The organism is Rudaea sp. 3F27F6, assembly GCF_005503555.1.
Classification (GTDB): Bacteria; Pseudomonadota; Gammaproteobacteria; order Xanthomonadales; family Rhodanobacteraceae; genus Rudaea.
In genome coordinates, this window is sequence record NZ_SCNG01000005.1 from 204,940 (window position 1) to 226,415 (window position 21,476).

Sequence of the window (21,476 nt, forward strand, 5' to 3'; positions counted from 1 at the left end):
TCCTTCCAACCCCGCAGAGAACCCGGCTTCGGCCGGGTTTTGCATTTCTGGAGTCCAGATGACCATAACTTCGCAAGACATTAAGTTGCGCCAGTCCGAGCGCATGACCGATTTCGACGACGGCGGCGGCCAAATGTCAGCGGTCGAGATCGTCGACGGCGTCGTCGACAACGTCTTTGGCGACCTAGCCGAGCTTGACGGCGTCACAGGCCATACCGTGATGCGCAAGATCTACGCGCAGGTCGACGTGCCCGGTACCGACACCTATATGCGCGCGTTCGCCTTCCTATCGTCGCCGCCGGCGGATCCGAACGAATCCGTCGTTGCCTTCGATACCGGCAGCTACTCGGACCAAAAGGCCGACGCCGCCAACTACGTCCAGAACTACCGCATCCCGAGCAACAAGACGCAGTTCGTCCTCTATGGCAATCACATCGTCGGCCAGCAGACGATCCAGCTCTATTGCCGCGATCGCACCATCGCAACGCCGAACATCGGTGACGTGCTGCTGCTCTCTGTCGAAGCAAGCGGCTATCTGAATGTCCAGCAGTACATCAAAATTGATTCGATCCTGAGTCGCCAGACTCTGACGTTCGAGGACTCGCAGGGCACGTTCACGAAAGACGTGCTCATCCTGCAGATCACGACGCCGCTTCAGTATGCGTTCCTCGGCCAGCCGGATCCGCAGCGCTACACGAGCAGCGTTAATGCGCCGACGATCGTGCGCGCGACGCAGGTCTCCGACTCGTCCACCTTCTACGGAATCCAGCCGTTGAAGCTCGCCGCGGCGATCGGCGACACGGTCGTCAAGATCGACAGCCCCTTCGTGCGCGTGGTGCCGACGACGCAGGCCGAGGCGCCGCTGACCGACGTGCTCGCCGGCGAAGGCGTCATCGCGATGTGCCAGAGCGGGGCTGCGAATGCATTGTCGATATCGGTCTCGACAGTACTCGCGGCGGGTGCCTCGGTCACTCGCTTCTTCGGCACGCCGTTCACGCGCCGCTCGCTGAGTATCAGCTTCGGCGGCTCAACTATTGTCGACGACGGCAATGGCAATCTCGTTTGCACCGCGGATGTCACCTGGTCGGGCAGTGCGGACTATGTGTCGGGCAGCTTCACGTTGACGCACACGGGCGGCGCAAGCGGGACACTCTCGGCAATCGCCACACCTGCTGGCGGAGTGCTACAGCAGACGCGCTCGATGGCGATCCCGACGCCGAACGGCGTTCGCCAGCTCGCATTCATCGGCAACATCCCGGTTGCACCTGTCCCGGGCAGCGTGATCATCGACTATCTCGCGCTCGGCCGTTGGATTCGCCTCACCGACAACGGCGATGGCACGATCAGCGGCCTCGAAGGGCAGGGCGTAGGTACCATCACCTACACGACGGGCTCGTTTGCAGTCACGCTCGGCACATACCCGGATAATGGCTCATCCTTGATTGTCTACTGGGGCACCAGCCTGACGACGCGCGATTCGCATGCGGACGTCACGGCCGGCACGGCCAACTACACCTACCAGCTGGCGCACTATCCAACCGCGACGACGGGCATCACGATCGCGTGGGCCAGTTCCGGCGTCGCCAAGAGCGCGACCGTTGGGGCCGATGGAACGATCAGCGGCGATGCGACGGGAACCTGGAACTTCGGGACGGGAGCCATCGCGCTGTCGACCGCACAGTTCCCGGACGCGGCCTTCACGCTCAGCTATTCGTACCGGGATCCCGCGACCTACAAATACGTCAACGTCAATCCGTCGATCAGCGCGAATCAGATGGCGTTCACGTTGCCGGACGTGCCGCTGCCGGGATCAGTGAACTTGACGATGCGCGGCACCTCGACGTCATCCACGTACTTTGTCGCGCAATTCGTCGACGACGGCAGCGGCGGATTCAAGAAGCTCACCGATCCGACGCAGCCGCTCGCAGGTACGAACACGGTGGATTATTCGACCGGGGCGGTCAATTTCTGCTCGATCGTCAACTTCATCGGAAACACGCCGATCTATTCGGACGGCGTGCTGACGGGCTGGACCACGTCTGCGCAGCAGTGGTCGAAGAACGGCGAGCCGCTGTCGATCGGCTACGGCGTCGCCGGTGCGGTCAACGCGACATCTGAGCAGTTCACGCCGGCAACGACATCGATTTCGCTGGCGACGGGTGCCGTGGGGCCGGCCGTTCCCGGCTCGGTGCGGCTGAACTTCCGCAGCAAAACCTACGTCGACAGGAACGGTCAGCTCTATCGCGATATCGATCCGACCACGAACGTCGGCGTCGCCGCGGGCACGTACGACTATGCGAGCAACACCGCAATCTTCACCGCCGCCGGCGGCGGGAGCAATTCGTTCGCATGTGTTTCGCTGCTCACGCAATACGTGCGCACCGGCATCATGAGCACGGTGTTCCACGCGCGTGGCGCGCCGCTGCAGCCGGCCAATTTCACCGTGCGGGCAGTCAAGCTCGACGGGACCGTGCTGAATGCGTCGGCCAACATCAATGGCGTAATCAGCGGCGATTTCACTGGGTCGGTGAACTGGGATAACGGGTATATCTCGCTGAGCTTCTACGTGCTCGTTGATCCTTCGCAGGTCTTCGCGAACTACGTCATCTACAAGTCGGTGCCACTCGCCGCCGCGATTATTGGCCTCGACCCAGTCCGATTGCCGAGCAACGGCAAAGTGCAGTGCTATCGGCCGGGCCAGATTATCGTTGTGCACAACACGCAGACCACAGGCATCACGCCGACGGCCGGCGCGGTGACAAATCTCGGGCGCCCGCGAATTTCGTTCGCGACGCTCACGGATTCGTCGAATCCGCCGAAAGACATTCTGCCCGTCTGGTACACGGCAGACCTCGACGCGGGCACAGTCACCTGGGCGAATCCTCTCGACTTGAGCGCGTTCACGCTGCCGGTGCAGATCCGACACCGCATCGAAGATATCTATACAGCGGCCGACGTGCAGATCACCGGCGAGATCACTCTCCAATCGCCGTTGACGCATGCGTTCAGCGCCGGCGACAGCTACGTCTCGTCGTGCCTCTACTACGGAGATCTGCAGGCGCGCGTGACGAATCCCTTCACCCAACAGACCTGGGACGGAACGTTCAAGGATGCACCTGTCGGACCCGGCACGACCGCCCAATACAACTCGGTCGTCTACCCGGTCCAGGTCGCGGACGATTCATTGACGCAAGACCGCTGGGCGTTCCAGTTCTACTCAGTCAATTCGGTGTCCGTCATCGGCGAGATCGCCGGCAATCTCGGCCAGTTCCCGATTACAGCCGATATCGCACCGAACAACCCGGTCTCCGGCAAGCCATATTTCACAGTCAAGCAAGGCGGCTGGGGCAGCGGCTGGGCAGCCGGCAACATCTACAGATTCAACACTATCAGCGCTACGCATCCGACATGGCTGCTGCGCTGCACGCAGCAGGGGGCGATCACGGTGACGACCGATCAGATTCGATTCCAGGTTTACGGCGGAGGCAAAACCACATGACGACGACGCGGTACTACATATCCAGCGACGCGGGCGCGCCGCCGATCAACAGCACGCAGGGCAGCTACGCGGCGGTTCTGCGCGCCTGTCTCGTCGCGGGCTATGGCAGCGGTGGAAGCGCGAAAACAGGGGCGGGATGGACGGAGCCGTTTGCGGCTTCCGGGAACATTGCTGTCTTCCAAAATTCGACGGCCGCGGGTGGCACGGGCTGCTATGTGCAGATCGACGAAACGGGCACCTCATCGGCAGGTCCTGTAAAGCTCACCGTCTATCAGTCCATGTCGAGCCTGACGGATGGGACCAATCCGACGAATTCCTATCTCGCCTATCGCTTGCCGGCTGCCACGGCGAAGCCATCGACGTGGCATGTATGTGCGGACGAGTTGACGTTCTATTTCAGCATTGCGCAGCCCGATTCCGCAGCGGCCGTCAACATATATCCGTTCACGGCCGGCGCTGGCGATATTGCCTCGTTCTCGACTGCGGATGCGTACCGATATTTTTGTCTCGGACCGATGGGGTCTTTTCAGCCAATTTTCGCCAACGGCGGTTTTACGTCGACGTCGGACATCGGGTTATCGCTTGGCCGCGAATATACGGGCATCGTGTCAGGCTATTCGCCGCACAGCTTGCTCGGTATCACTGCGGCAAACGGCGCGATCTTCGGCGACGACGGCTACCCGATCACGCCGTCACTGAACGGCGCAAACAACTACGTGATGCCGGCACTCGTGGTGAGAAACAACGTCGTCCGGGGCAAGCTCCGCGGAATCAGCATTCCGCTGTTTCATTGCGGGATCGATTTCGATTCGTCGACGGGGCATTCCGCCTACAACGAGAACACGAGCTTTGCCTTTCCGGGCGGCAGCAATCTCTCGCTGTTCTCGCTCTACAAGGGTTCTTCCAGCAAAGCCCACGGCGGTGTGCTCATAGAACAATCGCTGAGCTGGTAGACCATGGCCAACGAATTCCTCACGCTGGCTTCGGCGCCGTCGCCATACGTTCGCGTCCGCGGCTATTCGTTTGCACAGCTCGCACCGGTTCCCCAGACTCCGCGCGATCCCTCGCGCGGCTTTCTGCTCGCGCCGGGGTTAGTCGGCGGCGAGTTGTTGGCGGTCACCGTCAATGGCGCGCCGGCGCAGCGTACGGTCGATCTCTTCGAGTACGCATCGCGCGCCTGGGTACGAAGCACCATGTCGACGATCGACGGTATCGCTGCGTTCGATGGCCTCATCGTGGGTCGCGAATACATGGCGATCGCGCGCGACGATCAGCGCATCTACAACGATTAGATTCTCGCGCGTATCACCCCGGTCCCGTACTCGAGCTGAGCGATGGCCTACACGCCTCCCGGCGGCGACAAACTGGCGTTTCCGTTCTCTCGCAGCTACACCGCGCCGACAGGCAACGAACTTTCATTTCCGCTCGCCGACTTCGATTCTGGCGCAGGCTTGCCGATCGCGCGCGCGGACTCCTACGCGTTGTTCGCGGGCACCACGTTGAATGTGCCGGCACCGGGCGTACTCGCTAACGATGTGCCGGCCGGCGCTACGCTCGCGCTCCATTCGGCGCCGATCCACGGCATCCTCTCGCTCCACTCGGATGGGAGCTTCTCCTATACGCCGACATCGGGCTATTCCGGGCCGGATTCGTTTACGTACGATTTGAGCAACGCGGCCGGCACGGCGACGGCGACGGCGACGGTGACCTTGACCATCGCATTGTTGCCGCCTGTGATGCGCTACATCGCGACCGAGACAAAGATGCCGTATCAGCCGACGTCGCGCCTGCCGATCGAACTCGCCTCGGGCTGGTCGATGCGTGATCGAGCGAATGCGGAGCCATCGATGACTTGGGAGACAGCCGCGCGCTGCTCAATCTCGACATTGATGCCTTGGGCGCGCGATGCGCGCGTCGCGGCGGGCATGCGGTCGATCTGGGGTATGCGCCCTCGGGAAGCCGTAGAACGAGCAACATCGTGGAATAGGGACGTGCGTATCGCCGCAGCGGCGTCCAGTGCGTGGCAACTCGCGCGCCAATTCCCGAGTACCGATACAACTGCGTCCTGGATCGCGCGCCCGACGGTGGGAAGTCAGCTGTCCGCGCTATCCCTCGTGCGGCCGCGCGCGGCGGCTAGTGCGGCTTCGACCTGGACTCTGCGACAGCGCACGCCGCTGCGGACATGCATGCCGTGGGGCTACGCGCCGCGCGTGCCATGGCTGCCGCACTCGCCGGGCATCGATGTGCCGCCCGTTGTGCCGCCAGCGCCGTACTACGTACCGCCGCGCGGTGATCGACTCGCGCTCCCGATCCAATGCCTTTATTCGCCGCCGAAAGGCGATCAGCTCTATCTGCCGATCGGCCCCTTTGCCTGCTATGCGGCTTCGCTCGGCCGCCGGAGATACATCGTGCTCAATTCTGCCGCCGTGGTGCGTCTGCCCGAGCGCACACCCATTCCTGTTTCCGCGATCACGCTCGCGTCAAGCGTCGACGACGTGGCTTGGTCCGTCAGCATCACGCTCGCGGATCCTGCGCTCAAGGCCATACCTGTTGCCCGACTCGAACGGCCCGCAGAGCATCGAGGTCAACGTCAACGGCTACATCTGGACGGCGATCATCGAATCCTGGCAAACGCAATCGAAGTTCCCGGCCGACGTTGTGACTATGACCGGCCACAGCCGCACGATGCTGCTCAACGCGCCCTATCGGATGCCGCGCGACTACGCGCAGGCGGCACAGAAAACCGCACAACAGCTCATGAACGACGAACTGCAGTTCAGCGGTTTCACGCTGGACTACGGTACGACCGACTGGCTCGTGCCGGGTGGAACATGGACCTATCAGCAACAAACGCCGATCGGCGCAATCCAAAGAATAGCCTCTGCCGCGGGCGCGATCGTTCAGTCGCATCCGTTCAACGATGTCCTGCAGATCCGGCCGCGTTGGCCGACAAACCCATGGGACTGGGCGTCGACGTCGCCGGACAAGACCGTGCTGGATGACTTCACGCCGCAGCTCACCGCGGTCGACCAAACGAGCGGCACGGCGACATATCAAATCGCAGGGCTTCCCCTCTGGCCGGCAACGGCAACGGATATGCCGGGCCTGATCTCGCCGCTTCACCTCGTACAGTTCGTCGCTGCCTCCGGATGGAAGGGGCAGGTGGCGTCGGTGCAAATCAATGTGCAGATGCAGTCCAATACTGGCAGTGCGAGTGCGCTGGTTGTGGCGCAGGACATCAAGCTCGATTCGCCCCCAGCTGATCCGATCTTCGACTATGTGCTCGTCAGCGGGCAGCAGGTTGGAGTGAGTTCGCCAATTATCCGAAACGGTCGTGCCGGCACTACTCGGCTACCGCAGATCGTCGATGCTCTGATTACCGACGCAACGGTGCAACGCGAGCGCGGCCGCAATGCAATCGCGGGCGGCGGCGAAGGAGTCGCGCGTGCGAATTTTTGGCGAGCGTTGACCGGAACGCTACCGGGGACCCGCTACATTAAGGGCAGCGTCACCTCGATCAACGCGGACGGTAGCTTGACGGTGGCGACGACCGACGGCGGCGCGATTTGCGCGCGACCGCTTCCGGGACAAACTTGGGCAATCGGCGCAGGCGTATTCGTTCAAGATGGCCGAGTTGTGGACACGGCACCCACACTTACTGGTGTAACTCAGTATGTCTAGACGCACCGCCAAAACAAAATATCCTTTTGGCTGCTTGAACGAAGAGTTAAGTTTCTATGCTAAATATTGCGCGAGCGCAGAACTGCGTGATGGCGGCGGCAAACAAAATGCCAACGACGAGCAAGACCCAACGAGTTTTGAGCCAACCAGCACGATAGTCAGAAGATTGCGCCACGATGTCAACGATATAAGCTGCGCAGTAAGCCACGTTTGCGAGCACAGCAAGCACAAACAGAGTTAACAGGCTATCGAGCGACAAGACCTGTTTGGCATGTGGCAAATTGAATGTGTAGATGCCCAAGACCACCGCGCAGAGCGCTAGATTGTAAAAAATCCGACCCCGTTCCCAGAACCAAATTGCGCTTGTCAATGTGCTTCGGATGGCTTGTGAGTTCATTAGTGCCTACCCATGCAACCTAACGTCTGAATTGAGCCGCGCCGCGAAGCGGCGTCGGCTTGAATGAATTGTTAGCTGCGATGCGACTCACCCCGACGACGAGGGCCAGACGGAAGCTGCCGGCTGGCACCCACGCGATTGCGACGAGCGATCACAATCTTGCTATCGGCTAGCAGCTTCAAGGATAGCTCTCGCACCAGCCAGTCAGGTGCATTAGGGAGTGACAAGTCATAGCTAAAATGCCTCCAGACCCTATTACGCAACTGCCTGGGTAGCTTGCTGTCACCACCACGCCATTCCTCACAGAGCCAGCGCGCAATGCCTTGCTTCTCGAGCGGCAACAGATCCAGATGCTTCTCAAGGAGTTCCAGGCTGCGCTGATTGCTATTCATGGCAGCTAACGCTTGAGCTAAGCGGCCGCTGCCGCGAGGAACGCCAGCATACCGCAATACAATTGAGCGCACCGGCAAAGCGCCTGCTAGACCGTATGACTACGTGGCCTCATTCTTAGAACTGCCACGAACGGCGCGAGATATCTCACCGGCCGCCAAGCCCACCAGAAACGCATTGATGGAACCTGGCCACGGAGATACCGCATGCCAAGGTTGAAGATAACTAATGGCGAAAAACGATGCGATGAGGAGACTGGCGCCGAGCAGCCCGTGTACCCAACTGCTCAAATTGAGCCGGCCGAGAAAGTAGTAAATAGCGAGCGCGACAGTCAGAGCAGCACTGAACGTCAGCCATGGGGAATTCATAGTGCACCTGTCCTGCTGTGCGGTCGAACGGGGAAGCCAAGACGTTCCTAAGCCGGGAGTGTCAGGATACCGCAACCCATCGCAGCGGTCCGCTTGAGCGAATAGTTAGGCATCAGACTGCAGGCGGAGAACCATTTTGCGCACAAGCTCAGCCTCAGTTGAGGCCTCAGGCGGCAGAACCGTACTTGGAATTTCCCCTTCTGCTATGGCGTCTCGGTACGCCAAATATTCATCTTCTTGGAGCCAAAGCACCGCGTCTCGCTTTGAAGCAAAGTGGTGGCGCTTTCCGTCAAGGTCGAGGACTTCAGCCCCCCCGTCAGTGAACACTCGAAGACGCGCCCACATAACGGAATCGTTGCTACTGTCGAGCCACCAGGATTCTTCCTGCGGACTGCCCATAGATGCCTAACGCCTGAGATAAGCGGCCGCCGCCGCGAAGGACTCAGCATACCGCAATACGTTTGAGTGCCCCGGCAAAGCTAAGCGTCCATGCCGTCCGCTCGCGCGGCGCTGCTTCCGGTGCAGAGATAGGATGCACCGCGACTGCGTGAAGAAGTCGGGGTAGGGGCGAGCGCACAGTAGAGAGGGTCTATGGACATTCCCCGAAAAGCTGTGCCAAGATTCCTGGGAGGATGGCACGCCGTGGTGCCTAGAACGCGTGTTTCTAGGGGATAGGCAAGGGGAATGAGATATTTTCGCGCGATGCGCGCTGATGCCGATCAATTTCCAAGAATTGGGCAATCCGGCGCGTTATTGGGCGTGCGCGTTGCTGAACCGGCTGATGTGGAAATTGTTGATGGGGTTGTAAAACCGCGATCAGGAGGAATGTCAGTTGCCGCTGAGAATCCACGGCACTTGCCTGATCATCGACGACCAAAAACACTAGGTGGGACAGGTACATATCCGGTGTTTTCCATTCAGGAAGAACACTTGGGTGAGGAACTTGAAGCCTACCTAGATGATCTTAATGGCACAGATCCATACCATTTTGTGATCGCGCCGCGGCAATCATGCCCATTTTTGGCATACGAACGAGCGATTCACGCAACGCGGGAGCGATGGACTCATGTCCATATCGACTGAATATTTCCAGACCCTTGCGCAAGTGTTCCTAGCGCGCAGGGACGCGAACGAAGATCGTGAGGACGACCTCATGGCGGTTCTTGATGTGCTCTGGTATCGAATGAATCGCTCGGAGAGAGAGGCTGTAAAAGTAGTTTCCGAACGAATATCTAGCGGAAAAGTATCTGAGATAGCATTTGCGAACGAAATGTTAAGTACTCGGCTTTTCGGGGAAGTCGCAGATTTGCAGCAATTTGTGAGGGTGGCTACAGATACGGCCATGACTTTTCAAGCTATCGGGCGTACCTTCAGCATGCTTACGGCGGCTCGTCCTCCTCAGCCGTCAGCGCGAAATCGCGGTGATGCGGTTCGATTTTGTTACGCCGATTAATTCTATGAGTATCCGTTGTAATACCGTTTTGCTGTGCGTTTCATCGATTCTGAGCGCCGAATCAGGGATGTGGACGTTTGTAAACGTCGTTGAGAGTTTGCGCGTTCTGAAACTTAACGAGCGCATGCAGCTCGAGACCCATTCGTACTGGGAATTTGACGACGAGGACAAGGGGAAGACGACATTCCGCCTCGAAATTTGGTCGACAGACGAAAACCTTGTCGCGACAGGAACAGAACATACTGTTGATGTCGCTGAAAGCGGCACCGCGCGTATCAAGCAGACGGGGTTCGTGCTGCCGCCGACCGAAGGAAAATATGTCGTGCGCATGGCCTGGCGTAAGGGCGACGGGGAATGGAGCCGTTCCGAAGCAAGGTGGCGGATTACAGTGGAATTGGTCACTGATCCGGCGCATCAAACTCTCGCGACCATATAGGGCACTCGGTTGCTCGAGCTGGCAAACCTGTATCCCTCAAAAATTGAGTGTGGGCAGGCCGAAAATGCCTAGGGTGGGCGAGCTCTACTTCCTCGATAATGCTATTTCTTCGAGCGGCACGATGTCCAGGCCGCTATACCATTTGTACGCGTATCTTCGTGCTCCGATGTAAGCCTTGAACGGACCATAGCGGTTTGGTCCGATCTCCATGTGCCAGCTGCATGCGTCGCTACGTAGGGAAATCAGGCCGCTGGCAAATCGTCGAGCGAGCTAAGTTCGCAGCCTTCGATGTCGCCAGGATCAATATCCAAGCCGCTGACCCATAGCCGGATGTACTCGATCGCGGCGTCTCGGTCAGCATGTATTGTCGTGGCATGCGGGTCTTGCCAATCCAGCCAAAGCCAACGAACGGCATAGCCTCCGGGGCATCCGTTCATTTGCGTGATTTGCTTGCCATCGAGCCATGCACCCCAGGTGACGCTCATCCCGATGGGACCGTAAGTCAACTGCTCAATCGCTGTCTTGTCGCCGCGCATGCCGGCAGTGTAGCGGGGTAGGTCGCAGGGGTTGCGACAGGGATTCACTTGCAGATTTTGGCACTGTGACCATTTGTGACCAAAACCGTGCGATTTAGTGCATGGTAGAAAACGTAACTTATTGATTTATATATGCGTGGTGAGCGAGATATTCCCTTAGGAGGGGGACGCTCTATCCAGCTGAGCTACGGGGCCTTGTTTTACAAAACAACGAGTTAAAATATTTTCAAGTATACTGCTGTGCTGGTTTTGCGCTAGTTCTACAGCCGTATCTTATCTGCCACTTCTGTCTTGTCCTGCGTTGCAAAGTGCGCATACTGCTCGGTAATCGCAAAGTTCGAATGGCCGGCTAGGGCCTGGGCAGTTCGCAGCGACACCCGATGCATCAGGAGATGCGAGCAAAACGTATGACGGAGGATGTGTAGATTCCCGCGGATACCTACCTTCTTCGCCGCACCCGCAAACGCGCGAGTCGGAGCATCCTTGCTACATGGCGATATTCTATCGTCTCCGAGGCGGCGCAGGGCAGACTTAGCCGCAGCGTTCGGCGCAACCTCGCGCCACTTGCCTGACTTGGTTGGCCTGTTCCGGTACCCTCGATCCGGATTGTGTTATCAACGATAGGGCAAAGCGCACCGGCGAAGCTGAGCGTCCTCGCCGCCCGCTTGGTGTTTTGGGAAACGGCTAGACTGGCTCGTTCCTAGAGCCGCCACGAAAGGCCCGAGATATTTCACCGGCCGCTAGGCCAACTAGAAAGGCGTTCATGGCGCCAAGCCACGGTGACGTCGAACGCCACGGCTGAAGTATTTCAACAGCAACAACTGACGCGATGAAAAGACCGGCGCCGAGCAGTCCGTATAATCGCGCATCTTCGTCGTGTGTTGCTTACTTGCTCAAGAGTTGCTCGCGCAGATTCTCCTATGTGCAACGACGAATCTTGCGCCCGAAGATGAGACGAATCGTAGCTGCAAGTCGACAAATCGCAATTCGTTCCGCGATTTCTTTCGAATTTCCGATCGTACGCGTAGCATGCCCACGCATTCTCGGATTTGGAATTGTTCATGTGTGCAGACAGGGTGCATCCGCCCGAAATTTTTATGCGTGCGCTCGCTTATGTGGCGTTGTGGATGATCGCATGCGGCGTGTTCGCGCTCTTATGGTACATTTTTGATGTCTATTTGCACCGTCACGTCTGGGCTCCCACAGACTATATTCGCTGGGCCGCGGTCGAGTGGTCGACGCTGTTTGCCTTGGGGCCTCTTGCGTACTGGCTGTCTGCGCTTAAGCCGATCGAATCGCCTCATCGCTTGCGCAATTTTTGCTTCCATCTTGTCATGAGCGTCGGGTTTACGGTGCTTGCGGTGATGGCGGCAACGTTTCTCTCTCTCTTCGTTGAGCCCGGAGAGCCTGAAATTCGCCCGCAACTCGATGAGTTTGTCTCAAAACATGGCGAGGCGGGGTTTCTGGCCTACTGGGTGCTAGTGCTGACACGGCAAGCGGTTTGGCTGCATCGTGAAAAGGTGCGCCGAGAGCTACAAGCGAGCCACCTTCAAACCCAGCTTGCTCAATCGCACTTGCAATTGCTTAAGATGCAATTGCATCCCCATTTTCTGTTCAACGCATTGCACACTGCCGCAACGCTGAGCCGGGAAGATGCAACTGCTACTGAGGATATGCTGCTTCGTCTTGCGGAACTGTTACGTACCTACCTCGACGATGATCGCCAGGAAATTACGCTGCAAGAAGAACTGGATCTGATCGAGCTCTATCTCGGCATTCAGTGCGTGCGTTTCAAGGATCGCCTGACCGCGCGCGTCGACGTTGCTCCGGAGTTGATGCAGTACGCTGTTCCGAGCCTGATTCTGCAGCCGATCGTTGAGAACGCCATTGGCCATGGCATCGGAAAACACATTGGCGACGACTGCGTAGAAATCTCTTGCAGTAGTGTCACTGGGTATCTTTGCATCGATGTGCGGAACCGAAACAGCACGGTAGCTGGCACATCGAAGGATCCGTTCCGGCGCGGCATCGGCTTGTCCAATTCGCGTTTGCGTCTGGCCGAGCTCTACGGCAGCGAGGGGCGGATTCTGCTTGAGGCACTCTCACCGCGCGGTGCAGTTTGCAGCATTCGCGTGCCACTTAAGCATCTTGCTGCCATTCCGGCTGCCGAACGACGAAGAGTTGGATGGGGCGGGAACCGAGCTGTGGATCTGGCGCTGCCATAAAATGGCAACGGAACTTCCTCTCTGAACCATGAGTCGTATCGTTGCCGACGCGGGGGGCGATATCAAAGCTCACCGGCCTCGGCCGTTTGAAACAATATCGATATCGGAGAGAGCTATGCGTTTGACAGCGTTATTTGCGGTTTTAACCAGTCTCGCCTTCGCCCACCCCATCTTTGCACAGGAGATCAGCGCCGGCGTTGGCGCAACCGCCGATGAGAGTACCGAGAATTCGGCGTCGAGCACGCCCCTCGCAGTGACCGTATTTTCGGATCGCGTCGCTTTCGATGCCGTGTATCCGCAAGCATCTCGCGCTAATTTTGACAATTTAATTGGAAGTTCGGCGCCATTCGGCGCCGGTCCCGTCCGGGTCTTTGGGAATGTTGCACCGGCGACAGGCCCGAAAGTGGTCGATCAGCTGGTTGGACTTCCGGCCAGCTTTTGGTTTGGAGCGCAAACTCAGTCGAGCAGTTTTGTTATCTCCAACTTTGTTGCGCAGATCAAGATTCGCGGGGGCGCCAATGCCATTGGCATGGACATTCAATGCTTCGGTTGCGACAGCGCTGGCGGTACGCCCGCACCCGTGAACATGACGGTATTCAATCCCGCGGGGCAATTGATCTATTCGACGTTGATATTCCCGCAAGGGCTGACAGGTATGCCGTCCGGTGTCCCGGAATTCCTCGGCATAAGCGCGAACCGGCCGATAGGTTCGGTCGTCGTCGAGCGTTACAGCAATTGGCTGTTTGCCAATCTGCGATACGAACAAGCGAATCGTTGATTTAGGTTCGCCAAAATCTACCGCGAATCTTCTTGAAGTTGCTTTACGTGCGGAGAGCCCCGGCGGGCCACACTCTTGGATCGACGTCGATTGAGTATGGTCACCGGGGCGGCATCACGCGACTACTTTCAATAGATGATGGATTGCGACGGCGTGATGGTGAACGTGCCGCTTATGGAGCAATCGTAGGTCGGTCCATGTCCGTTGGTGGCGGTGCCGTAGCCGCCGCTGATCTGAGCCTGGTTCGAGGGCGGCGAGCTGCTGATGTTCTGCGTGTTGTTCCAGATGAGATTCGCGTTGAAGGTGCAGGTGGACGCGGCCGGAGCGGGGCCGAACCCGAGCTTCTGCCAGAAAACGAAACCGAAAACGAAGTTCAGGCTCAGAGTGTTCGCGCTTCCGTCCCATTCCAATGGCATGGGGCCGATCGGAAATTGATTGGCATCTACCCTGATCCCTTCCGTTGCCGATCCGTTCGCGTACTGGCAGTTGGAGTTGAGCGCAGCCGACGTGATCGTCAGTTCGCCGGTGCTCGGAGCAAAGGAGCCTTGCATCGACAGGGTGCAGTTGACTCCCGTTGTCGCATAGGGAGGTGCCGTCGTGCTCAGCGTGACTGGCGCGGCGAACGACACCGTTCCACCCGGTGAGACATTCCAAGCGAGTGCCGTCGAGCTGAGACTCAAGCTGGCGCATAGCGCGCCCGCGTACACGGCGAATGAGGCCGCTGCGATCGCGAGCGGGTTTTTCTTGGTCGTCTTCGAAACGTACATGAATTTCTCCTGGTAACGTTGCGATACATCAATTTCGCGAGCCCCCCTTGGCGCGCGAAGACCTGCCGCAAGCCGTTTTTTTGACGGCACTGCGGCGGAGCGAATGTATCGGCGGATGACGACAGGGACGTATCGGAAAAGTCGCAAGATTGTGTCAGCGAGAAAGGTCGCGGGCGCGCAGCAGATTTCCACGTATCGGGACTGCCGTCTGAAAAACGAAAGGGCCGCAAGCGGAAGCCGCTGCGGCCCTTGTTTCATCAGACTGACTTGGACGCTGGCGAATTGCGTCTGCTCAACTGACCTGCTTGCCGTCGATCGATGCTGCAAGATGTTCGTGCCGTCGACCGATTCGATCCCGCGTTTGCGCCCGGCGATCAGGCGTCGTCGATCGCGGCGTTGTGATAAACCTCCTGCACGTCGTCGAGTTCTTCGAGGCGATCGAGCAGGTCGCGCAGGGTTTCTTCGGTTTCGCCCTCGACCTTGACGCGGTTTTCCGGACGCCAGACCACGTCGGCGCGCGTGGGTTCGAGCTTCGCTGCGACGAGTGCCTTCTTCACGGCCTCGTAGTTCTCCGGCGTGCACAGCACGGTGCTTTGACCGTTCTCCGCCTGCACATCGTCGGCGCCGGCTTCGAGTGCGACTTCGAGGACTTTTTCCTCGCTTGCCGCGTCAGGCGTGGCGAAAACGAGCTCGCCCTGATGCTTGAACTGGAAGGCGACCGAGCCCGACGTGCCAAGGTTGCCGCCGTGCTTGGTGAGCGAGCTGCGCACGTCGGCGACGGTGCGCTGCTGGTTGTCGGTCATGCAGTCGATGATGATCGCGATGCCGCCGGGGCCGTAACCCTCGTAGCGCAGCTCGTGCATGTCGGCGGCGTCGGCGCCGCTCGCGCGTTTGAGTGCGCGCTCGATCGTGTCGCTCGGCATGCTGACCGCTTTCGCCTTGTCGATGCCGGCGCGCAGGCGCGCGTTGCTGGCGGGGTCGGCGCCCTGGCGTGCGGCGATCGTGATCTCGCGAATGAGCTTGGTGAAAATCTTGCCGCGACGCGCGTCTTCGGCGTTCTTGCGGCCTTCGATGCTGGGGCCTCTGCCCATAAGAATTCCTGCGTATAGTCTGGTGTGCGTATTTTATCAGCGCCGCCCGCGTTTGCCGTGCCCCGGATTCGAAGCGGTGCAAACAGCGGACAAAAGAAAGGCCGAGCGGGGCCCGGCCTTTCTTTCTAACTCGGCCGTGGTTTAGGCGGCCTTGTTGTCCTTCTTCTCGTCTTCCATCAGCTTGTCGACCATGCTGGCCGGCACTTCGGAGTAGTGGTCGAACTCCATCGTGAAGTTGCCGCGGCCGCGCGTTGCCGAGCGCAGGTAGTTGATGTAGCCGAACATTTCGACCAGCGGCACGAAGCCCTGGACGAACGCCTGCGGACCCTTCTGGCCCTGGTCGCTGACCTGGCCGCGGCGGCGGTTGATGTCGCCGATCACGTCGCCGAGGAACTCGGCTTCGGTCACGACTTCGATCTTCATCATCGGCTCGAGCAGCTTCGGCTTGGACATCTTGTGCGCTTCGCGGAAGCAGGCCTTGCCGGCGATTTCGAACGCGAGTGCGGACGAGTCGACGTCATGGTACTTGCCGTCGAGCAGGGTGAACTTGAAGTCGACGACTTCGTAGCCGGCGATCTGGCCCTTCTTCGACTCGGTCTTGACGGCGAAGTCGACCGACGGGATGTATTCGCGCGGGATGCGGCCGCCGACGATTTCGTCAACGAACTCGACGCCCGTGCCCGGCTCGGTCGGCTCGAAGCGGACCTTCACTTCGGCGAACTGGCCCGAACCGCCGGACTGCTTCTTGTGCGTGTAGATGTGCTCGACCGCCTGGCCGAACTTCTCCTTGAAGCTGACCTTCGGCTTGCCCATGACCGCCTCGACGCCGAGCTCGGTGCGCATGCGGTCGATCGTGACTTCGAGATGCAGTTCGCCCATGCCCTTGAGCACGGTCTGGCCGGTGGCCGGATCGACCTGCAGACGCAGCGACGGGTCGGCCTTGGCCATCTTGTAGAGCGCGGTCGACATCTTGTCGATGTCGTTGCGGCTCTTCGGTTCAACCGAGACCGAGATCACCGGGTCCGGGAAGCGCATGCGCTCGAGCAGCGCGGGCTTCGACGGATCGCTGAGCGAGTCGCCCGTTTCCGTATCCTTCATCGAGACGAAGGCGCAGATGTCGCCGGCGCGGACTTCTTCGATGTCCTTGGTCGCGTTCGCCTGCACTTCGACGATGCGGCCGATGCGCTCTTTCTTGTCGCGCGTGACGTTGAGCAGGGTGTCGCCTTTCTTGATCACGCCCGAATAGACGCGCACGAAGGTGAGGGTGCCGAACTGGTCGTTGATGACCTTGAACGCGAGCGCGCGCGCCGGCGCGTCGTCGGTCACTTCCTGCACGCCGATCGCCTTGCCGTCTTCGTCGACCATCGCGATACCGCCGTTCTCACCCGGGGCCGGCAGATAGTCGATGACGCCGTCGAGCAACTGCTGCACGCCCTTGTTGCGATAAGACGAACCGCAGAACACCGGCACCAGCTTGCCTTCGATGCAGCCCTTGCGGATGCAGGCCTTGAGCACGGCCGGGTCGAACTCGCCGGTCTCGAGCAGCTTCTCGAACGCTTCGTCGTTCATCGCGAGCGCGCTTTCGAGCAGGTCCTGGCGCAGCTTCGGCAGGTTCGCGACCCACTCGTTGTCGGCGGTCGCGGCGAACTTGACCTTGTCCTTGACCTGGTCGAGCGGAATCGTTTCCCAGGTCGAATCCTTGTCGTGCGAATCCCACTTGTAGCCGACGCCGGCGACGAGGTCGACCATGCCGCAGAATTCGTCATGGCTGCCGAGCGGAACCTGGCAGAGCAGGGCGTTGGCGCCGAGGCGCTCGCGGATGCCCTTGACGCAATGGCCGAAGTTCGCGCCGATGCGGTCCATCTTGTTGACGTAGCACATGCGCGGCACGCGGTACTGGTCGGCGAGGCGCCAGTTGGTCTCGGTCTGCGGCTCCACGCCGGCGACGCCGTCGAACACGACGACCGCACCGTCGAGCACGCGCAGCGAACGGTTCACTTCGATCGTGAAGTCGACGTGTCCCGGGGTGTCGATGACGTTGATCTGGTAGCCCTTCCACTCGGTCGAGACCGCGGCGGACTGAATCGTGATGCCGCGCTTGCGTTCCTGTTCGAGGTAGTCGGTCGTGGTCGAACCCTTGCCGTCCTTGGTGTCGTGCACGTCGACGATCTGGTGCTTCTTGCCGGTGTAGTAGAGCACGCGCTCGGTCGTCGTCGTCTTGCCCGCGTCGATGTGCGCGATGATGCCGATGTTGCGATAGAACTTGAGGTCTTTGGTTCTGGCCATGGTCTTGAACTCGAAGGTTTGGAACTGGAAAACTGGAAGTGATTCGGGCGATCGAAAATGCAATCGCCCGCGGCAACCGATCGAGGATGCCGAAGGCGGATGAAAGTCGTTTGACGCGACGCCGATCGTTCGGTGGAAGATCAACGGAGACGCGAGTCGTCGTTGCGGGTCGCTTAACCCGCTGATTATACCTGTTTTGATCCCCTTTTGTGCACCCAGGCCGGCTCGCCCCGGGTGACTTGCGGTTTTTGCCGCCTGTCGGCGGCAAAGTGCGGCGTTCGCGCCCGGTCCGGGCGCCGTCTGTCGCGGTTTATCGCGCCGGTTTCGGCAGCGCCCGGATCAGGCTTTCGATCCGCGCTTGGTCCTCCGGCGTTGCCGGACTGTAGATGACCATGTTCAGGTCGGCCCGGCCGTCGACGGCGAAGCCCGAGAACTCCAGGGCGATCGGGCCGACAACCGGATGGCGCAATTGTTTCGTGCCCTCGCCATGCGTGCGCACATCGCGTTCGCGCCACATCGCGGCGAACTCGGGGCTTTGCCGGCTCAGGTCGGCGATGAGCGCCTCGATTTCCTTCGATGCGCCTGCGCGCACCGCATCAGCGCGGAACGTGCCGACGACGAAGCGCGCGACGCTTTCCCAGTCGTATTGCACGGCGCGGACGCGCGGATCGCAGAAGATCATGCGCAGAATGTTGCGCCGCTCCGGCGGGATCATCGCATAGTCGGTCAGTACCGCCACGGCGGCACGGTTCCACGCGACGACGTCCCAGGTCGCGGTGCGGACGATCGCCGGACTGAACGGCAGCGCGTCGAGCACGCGTTGCAGGCGCGGCGTGACGCCTTCGGCCGCGCGGTAGCGGACTTCGGGCTGCCGGCCGAGGCCGAGCAGGAACAGATGCTCGCGTTCGGCATCAGTCAGCATCAGCGCGCCGGCGATGCGGTCGAGCACATTGGCCGAGGGCGCGCCGCCACGGCCTTGTTCGAGCCAGGTGTACCAGGTCGCGCTGACGTGGGCGCGCTGCGCGACCTCTTCGCGGCGCAGGCCGGGCGTGCGCCGGCGCCGCAGGGGCAGGCCGAACGAAGCCGGATCGAGTTTCGCGCGGCGATCCTTGAGATAGTCGCCGAACTGGTTGTCTTGCATGGCAGACATGCCCGTCCTGTTAGTTTTTATACCTGTATAACGTCACTACTGTACCCCGATACATTATGCGCCGAAATTAGTCTCCGTCCATTCCGGACAGGAGATAACCATGCGTATTTTTGTCACCGGTGCGAGCGGTTTCGTCGGCTCGGCCGTCGTCAATGAATTGATTTCCGCGGGGCACGAGGTGCTCGGCCTCGCGCGCTCCGACGCTTCGGCTGCGGCGCTGATCGCGGCCGGGGCCGAAGTGCATCGCGGTTCGCTCGAAGACATCGACAGCCTCAAGCGCGGCGCAGCCGAAGCGGACGGCGTGATCCACACCGCGTTCAACCACGACTTTTCCAGATTCGCGCAGAACTGCGAAGACGATCGGCGCGTGATCGAAGCCTTGGGTTCAGTGCTGGCCGGCTCCGACCGCCCGTTGATCGTCACTTCGGGCACCGGCCTCGACGTACCGCCCGGCCACGCCGCCACCGAGGAAGATCCGCATTTGCCTGCGTCGGTCGTGCCGCGCGCGGCCTCCGAGGAAGGGGCCGACGCCGCGCTTGCGGCCGGCGCGAATGTTTCGGTCGTGCGCCTGCCCCAGGTTCACAACACGATTCGGCAGGGTCTGGTCAGCTACACGATTGCAATCGCCCGCGAGAAGCAACAGGCCGCCTATGTGGGCGACGGCAGCAATCGCTGGTCTGCGGTGCATCTGCTCGATGCGGCACGCGTCTATCGGCTTGCGATCGAAAAAGCGCAGCGCGGTGCGAAATACCATGCCATCGCGGAAGAGGGCGTAGCGAACCGCGATATCGCCGAAGTCGTCGGCCGGCAATTGAAGGTGCCGGTGGTATCCATCGCTGCGGAAAAGGCGGCGGCCTACTTCGGCTGGCTTGCCGCGTTTGCCGCGCGCGATATGCCGGCGAGCAGCGCGCTGACGCGGAAGCGGCTCGGCTGGCAGCCCGTCGGTCCCGGCCTGCTCGCCGACCTCGAACGGTTGCAGCTCGCGACGGGCTAAGGAACACCGTCTTCGTCCGGCGCGTCGATTCGCAAATTCGCGGATCGACCCGCCGGCGAACGCTTATCCGCTATGTTCGTCGCCCTCGTCGCCGCCGGCCGCGCGCGCTTCGGGCAGGCGCGTGGCGAGCAGCTTGTCGATGCGATGGCCGTCCATATCGGTGACCTCGAAGCGCCAGCCTTCCCAGACGAAGGCGTCGCCGGCCGTCGGAATGCGGCCGAAATCCTGCAGGGCGAAGCCGGCGAGCGTGTTGAAATCGCGCATCTCCGGCCAGCGGCGGATGCCGAGGCGGTCGAACACGTCGGCCACCGCGGCGAGCCCGTCGATCAGGAACGAGCCGTCGTCGCGGACGACGATTTCCGGTTCGCTCTCCTGGTCTTCGTCGTCGCCGGCGATCGCTTCGAGCAGGTCGGCACGCGTGACCACGCCGCAGAGCGTGCCGTATTCGTCGGTCACGATTGCCATCGACACGGGGCGCGTGCGGAACTCTTCGATGACCTTGAAGATCGGCGTCGCCTCGTGCACCACGAGCGATTTCTGCATGACCGCCTGCGGCGCAAGTTCGGCGCCGTCGAGCAACTGGTCGAGCAGGTCGCGCTTGCGCACCACGCCGAGCACTTCATCGATGCCGCCGCGGCAGAGCAGCAGTTGTTCGTGGCGGCACTCCCGCACTTCGCGCAGGATCGTCTCGTGCGAATCGTCCGCGTCGATCCAGACCACGTCCGGGCGGATCGTCATGATGTCGCGCGCGCGCCGCGTGCCGAGATTGAACGTACGCTCGACCACTTCCTGCTGTGCGTGCTGGAGCAGGCCGGCGCGGCTGCTCTCGGCGACGAGCATGCGCAACTCGTCGGGCGAATGCAGCGCGCCTTCTTCGCCGCTGCCCGGGCGCAGGCCGAACAGCCGCAGCACGCCGTTGCCGAGGCCGTTGAGGACGTAGATCGCCGGACGGAACACGAACAGGAACGCCGCGAGCGGACGCACGATAAGCAATGCCGTGCGTTCGCTGCGCTGCAAGGCCAGACTCTTCGGCGCGAGTTCGCCGAGGACGATGTGCAGCACGGTGATGACGACGAAGGCGATGGCGACCGCGATCACATGCGATGCCGCTGCCGCGCTGCCGCCGAGCGGCGCGAGCAGCGGTTCGATCAGATGCGCGAGCGCCGGCTCGCCGATCCAGCCGAGCGCGAGCGACGAGATGGTGATGCCGAGCTGAGTCGCGGCGAGATAAGCATCGAGGCGTTCCACGGCGCGATGCAGGGCGGTCGCGTTCATGCGCCCGAGTTCGACCAGTTCGGTGACACGGCTGCGGCGCATCGACACCAGGGAAAATTCCGCCGCGACGAAAAAGCCGTTGGCGAACACGAGCAACAGTACCGCGGCGATGCGCCAAAGGTCGGCGGCGAAAGTATCCATGCGAATCCG

19 protein-coding genes and 1 pseudogene are annotated in these 21,476 nt (G+C 60.7%); 11 read left to right on the forward strand and 9 right to left on the reverse strand.

The window, feature by feature from the left end:
- The first annotated feature begins 58 nt into the window (after positions 1–58).
- The 4 genes and pseudogenes from FFS30_RS18635 to FFS30_RS24300 form a co-directional block, all read left to right on the forward strand.
- Positions 59–3,499, forward strand: a complete 3,441-nt coding sequence (locus FFS30_RS18635; protein WP_137914700.1) for a hypothetical protein — start codon at positions 59–61, stop codon at positions 3,497–3,499.
- A complete protein-coding gene (locus FFS30_RS18640) occupies positions 3,409–4,452 on the forward strand; it encodes a hypothetical protein (RefSeq protein WP_137914701.1) in 1,044 nt (347 codons plus the stop codon). Before FFS30_RS18635 ends, FFS30_RS18640 begins: the two co-directional genes overlap by 91 nt.
- Positions 4,453–4,455: 3 nt before the next feature.
- Positions 4,456–4,791 (forward strand): hypothetical protein, encoded by a 336-nt coding sequence (locus FFS30_RS18645; protein WP_137914702.1) that lies wholly within the window; start codon positions 4,456–4,458, stop codon positions 4,789–4,791.
- Positions 4,792–4,833: 42 nt separating this feature from the next.
- Positions 4,834–5,154: pseudogene (locus FFS30_RS24300) on the forward strand (Ig-like domain-containing protein); the annotation flags it as partial.
- Between the two features lie 116 nt (positions 5,155–5,270).
- Here the strand turns inward: FFS30_RS24300 and FFS30_RS24305 are convergent.
- Entirely contained in the window at positions 5,271–5,426 is a 156-nt protein-coding gene (locus FFS30_RS24305) for a hypothetical protein (protein ID WP_249352561.1), read from the reverse strand.
- A 623-nt stretch (positions 5,427–6,049) separates the two neighbouring features.
- Between FFS30_RS24305 and FFS30_RS24310 the strand changes: the two genes are divergently transcribed.
- The gene (locus FFS30_RS24310) at positions 6,050–7,180 is read left to right on the forward strand and encodes a hypothetical protein (RefSeq protein WP_137914703.1); all 1,131 of its coding nucleotides are present in this window, start codon (positions 6,050–6,052) and stop codon (positions 7,178–7,180) included.
- Between the two features lie 46 nt (positions 7,181–7,226).
- Here the strand turns inward: FFS30_RS24310 and FFS30_RS18655 are convergent, their stop codons facing one another.
- On the reverse strand, positions 7,227–7,577 hold the full coding sequence (locus FFS30_RS18655) for a hypothetical protein (protein ID WP_137914704.1): 351 nt from the start codon (positions 7,575–7,577) through the stop codon (positions 7,227–7,229).
- 1,460 nt (positions 7,578–9,037) lie between these two features.
- Here FFS30_RS18655 and FFS30_RS18665 point away from each other — a divergent pair.
- The 3 genes from FFS30_RS18665 to FFS30_RS18675 are packed head-to-tail and all read left to right on the forward strand — an operon-like array spanning position 9,038 to position 10,224.
- Entirely contained in the window at positions 9,038–9,418 is a 381-nt protein-coding gene (locus FFS30_RS18665) for a hypothetical protein (RefSeq protein WP_171014731.1), read from the forward strand.
- Positions 9,402–9,788, forward strand: a complete 387-nt coding sequence (locus tag FFS30_RS18670; protein ID WP_137914707.1) for a hypothetical protein — start codon at positions 9,402–9,404, stop codon at positions 9,786–9,788. Before FFS30_RS18665 ends, FFS30_RS18670 begins: the two co-directional genes overlap by 17 nt.
- A gap of 4 nt (positions 9,789–9,792) precedes the next feature.
- Positions 9,793–10,224: a hypothetical protein gene (locus FFS30_RS18675; RefSeq protein WP_171014732.1), complete on the forward strand. Its 432-nt coding sequence runs from the start codon at positions 9,793–9,795 to the stop codon at positions 10,222–10,224.
- A gap of 242 nt (positions 10,225–10,466) precedes the next feature.
- Here FFS30_RS18675 and FFS30_RS18680 read toward each other — a convergent pair whose 3' ends face one another.
- Both FFS30_RS18680 and FFS30_RS18685 read right to left on the reverse strand, forming a co-directional pair.
- Positions 10,467–10,760, reverse strand: coding sequence for a hypothetical protein (locus tag FFS30_RS18680; protein WP_137914709.1), 294 nt, complete (start codon positions 10,758–10,760; stop codon positions 10,467–10,469).
- Between the two features lie 260 nt (positions 10,761–11,020).
- On the reverse strand, positions 11,021–11,284 hold the full coding sequence (locus FFS30_RS18685) for a tyrosine-type recombinase/integrase (RefSeq protein ID WP_137914920.1): 264 nt from the start codon (positions 11,282–11,284) through the stop codon (positions 11,021–11,023).
- A gap of 573 nt (positions 11,285–11,857) precedes the next feature.
- Between FFS30_RS18685 and FFS30_RS18690 the strand changes: the two genes are divergently transcribed.
- Positions 11,858–12,985, forward strand: coding sequence for a histidine kinase (locus FFS30_RS18690; RefSeq protein ID WP_249352547.1), 1,128 nt, complete (start codon positions 11,858–11,860; stop codon positions 12,983–12,985).
- Positions 12,986–13,013: 28 nt separating this feature from the next.
- A complete protein-coding gene (locus tag FFS30_RS18695; protein ID WP_137914711.1) occupies positions 13,014–13,763 on the forward strand; it encodes a hypothetical protein in 750 nt (249 codons plus the stop codon).
- 128 nt (positions 13,764–13,891) lie between these two features.
- Here the strand turns inward: FFS30_RS18695 and FFS30_RS18700 are convergent, their stop codons facing one another.
- From FFS30_RS18700 to FFS30_RS18715, 4 genes are all read right to left on the reverse strand, one after another.
- Entirely contained in the window at positions 13,892–14,788 is an 897-nt protein-coding gene (locus FFS30_RS18700) for a hypothetical protein (protein ID WP_137914712.1), read from the reverse strand.
- A 116-nt stretch (positions 14,789–14,904) separates the two neighbouring features.
- Complete coding sequence (locus FFS30_RS18705) at positions 14,905–15,621, reverse strand: YebC/PmpR family DNA-binding transcriptional regulator (RefSeq protein ID WP_137914713.1); 717 nt, start codon at positions 15,619–15,621, stop codon at positions 14,905–14,907.
- 141 nt (positions 15,622–15,762) lie between these two features.
- A complete protein-coding gene (gene fusA / locus FFS30_RS18710; protein ID WP_137914714.1) occupies positions 15,763–17,907 on the reverse strand; it encodes an elongation factor G in 2,145 nt (714 codons plus the stop codon).
- Between the two features lie 310 nt (positions 17,908–18,217).
- On the reverse strand, positions 18,218–19,057 hold the full coding sequence (locus FFS30_RS18715; protein ID WP_137914715.1) for a helix-turn-helix transcriptional regulator: 840 nt from the start codon (positions 19,055–19,057) through the stop codon (positions 18,218–18,220).
- A 100-nt stretch (positions 19,058–19,157) separates the two neighbouring features.
- On the opposite strand from FFS30_RS18715, the gene FFS30_RS18720 reads away from it, so the two are divergent.
- Positions 19,158–20,051 carry an SDR family oxidoreductase gene (locus FFS30_RS18720; protein ID WP_137914716.1) on the forward strand — a complete coding sequence of 298 codons (894 nt, stop codon included), beginning with the start codon at positions 19,158–19,160 and terminating at the stop codon, positions 20,049–20,051.
- A gap of 63 nt (positions 20,052–20,114) precedes the next feature.
- Here the strand turns inward: FFS30_RS18720 and FFS30_RS18725 are convergent, their stop codons facing one another.
- Positions 20,115–21,467: a hemolysin family protein gene (locus FFS30_RS18725; protein ID WP_137914717.1), complete on the reverse strand. Its 1,353-nt coding sequence runs from the start codon at positions 21,465–21,467 to the stop codon at positions 20,115–20,117.
- Positions 21,468–21,476: the final 9 nt, after the last annotated feature.

What these genes read in the sequence shown, in the direction of transcription:
- FFS30_RS18655 (WP_137914704.1), bottom strand. Translation starts at nt 7,577, where the DNA reads ATGAACTCACAAGCCATCCGAAGCACATTGACAAGCGCAATTTGGTTC.
- FFS30_RS18695 (WP_137914711.1), top strand. Translation starts at nt 13,014, where the DNA reads ATGAGTCGTATCGTTGCCGACGCGGGGGGCGATATCAAAGCTCACCGG.
- FFS30_RS18715 (WP_137914715.1), bottom strand. Translation starts at nt 19,057, where the DNA reads ATGTCTGCCATGCAAGACAACCAGTTCGGCGACTATCTCAAGGATCGC.
- FFS30_RS18645 (WP_137914702.1), top strand. Translation starts at nt 4,456, where the DNA reads ATGGCCAACGAATTCCTCACGCTGGCTTCGGCGCCGTCGCCATACGTT.
- FFS30_RS18670 (WP_137914707.1), top strand. Translation starts at nt 9,402, where the DNA reads ATGTCCATATCGACTGAATATTTCCAGACCCTTGCGCAAGTGTTCCTA.
- FFS30_RS18725 (WP_137914717.1), bottom strand. Translation starts at nt 21,467, where the DNA reads ATGGATACTTTCGCCGCCGACCTTTGGCGCATCGCCGCGGTACTGTTG.
- FFS30_RS18635 (WP_137914700.1), top strand. Translation starts at nt 59, where the DNA reads ATGACCATAACTTCGCAAGACATTAAGTTGCGCCAGTCCGAGCGCATG.
- FFS30_RS24305 (WP_249352561.1), bottom strand. Translation starts at nt 5,426, where the DNA reads ATGCCCGCCGCGACGCGCGCATCGCGCGCCCAAGGCATCAATGTCGAG.
- FFS30_RS18675 (WP_171014732.1), top strand. Translation starts at nt 9,793, where the DNA reads ATGAGTATCCGTTGTAATACCGTTTTGCTGTGCGTTTCATCGATTCTG.
- FFS30_RS18640 (WP_137914701.1), top strand. Translation starts at nt 3,409, where the DNA reads ATGGCTGCTGCGCTGCACGCAGCAGGGGGCGATCACGGTGACGACCGA.
- FFS30_RS18700 (WP_137914712.1), bottom strand. Translation starts at nt 14,788, where the DNA reads ATGAAACAAGGGCCGCAGCGGCTTCCGCTTGCGGCCCTTTCGTTTTTC.
- FFS30_RS18720 (WP_137914716.1), top strand. Translation starts at nt 19,158, where the DNA reads ATGCGTATTTTTGTCACCGGTGCGAGCGGTTTCGTCGGCTCGGCCGTC.
- FFS30_RS18690 (WP_249352547.1), top strand. Translation starts at nt 11,858, where the DNA reads ATGCGTGCGCTCGCTTATGTGGCGTTGTGGATGATCGCATGCGGCGTG.
- fusA (WP_137914714.1), bottom strand. Translation starts at nt 17,907, where the DNA reads ATGGCCAGAACCAAAGACCTCAAGTTCTATCGCAACATCGGCATCATC.
- FFS30_RS18705 (WP_137914713.1), bottom strand. Translation starts at nt 15,621, where the DNA reads ATGGGCAGAGGCCCCAGCATCGAAGGCCGCAAGAACGCCGAAGACGCG.
- FFS30_RS18680 (WP_137914709.1), bottom strand. Translation starts at nt 10,760, where the DNA reads ATGCGCGGCGACAAGACAGCGATTGAGCAGTTGACTTACGGTCCCATC.
- FFS30_RS18665 (WP_171014731.1), top strand. Translation starts at nt 9,038, where the DNA reads ATGCGCGCTGATGCCGATCAATTTCCAAGAATTGGGCAATCCGGCGCG.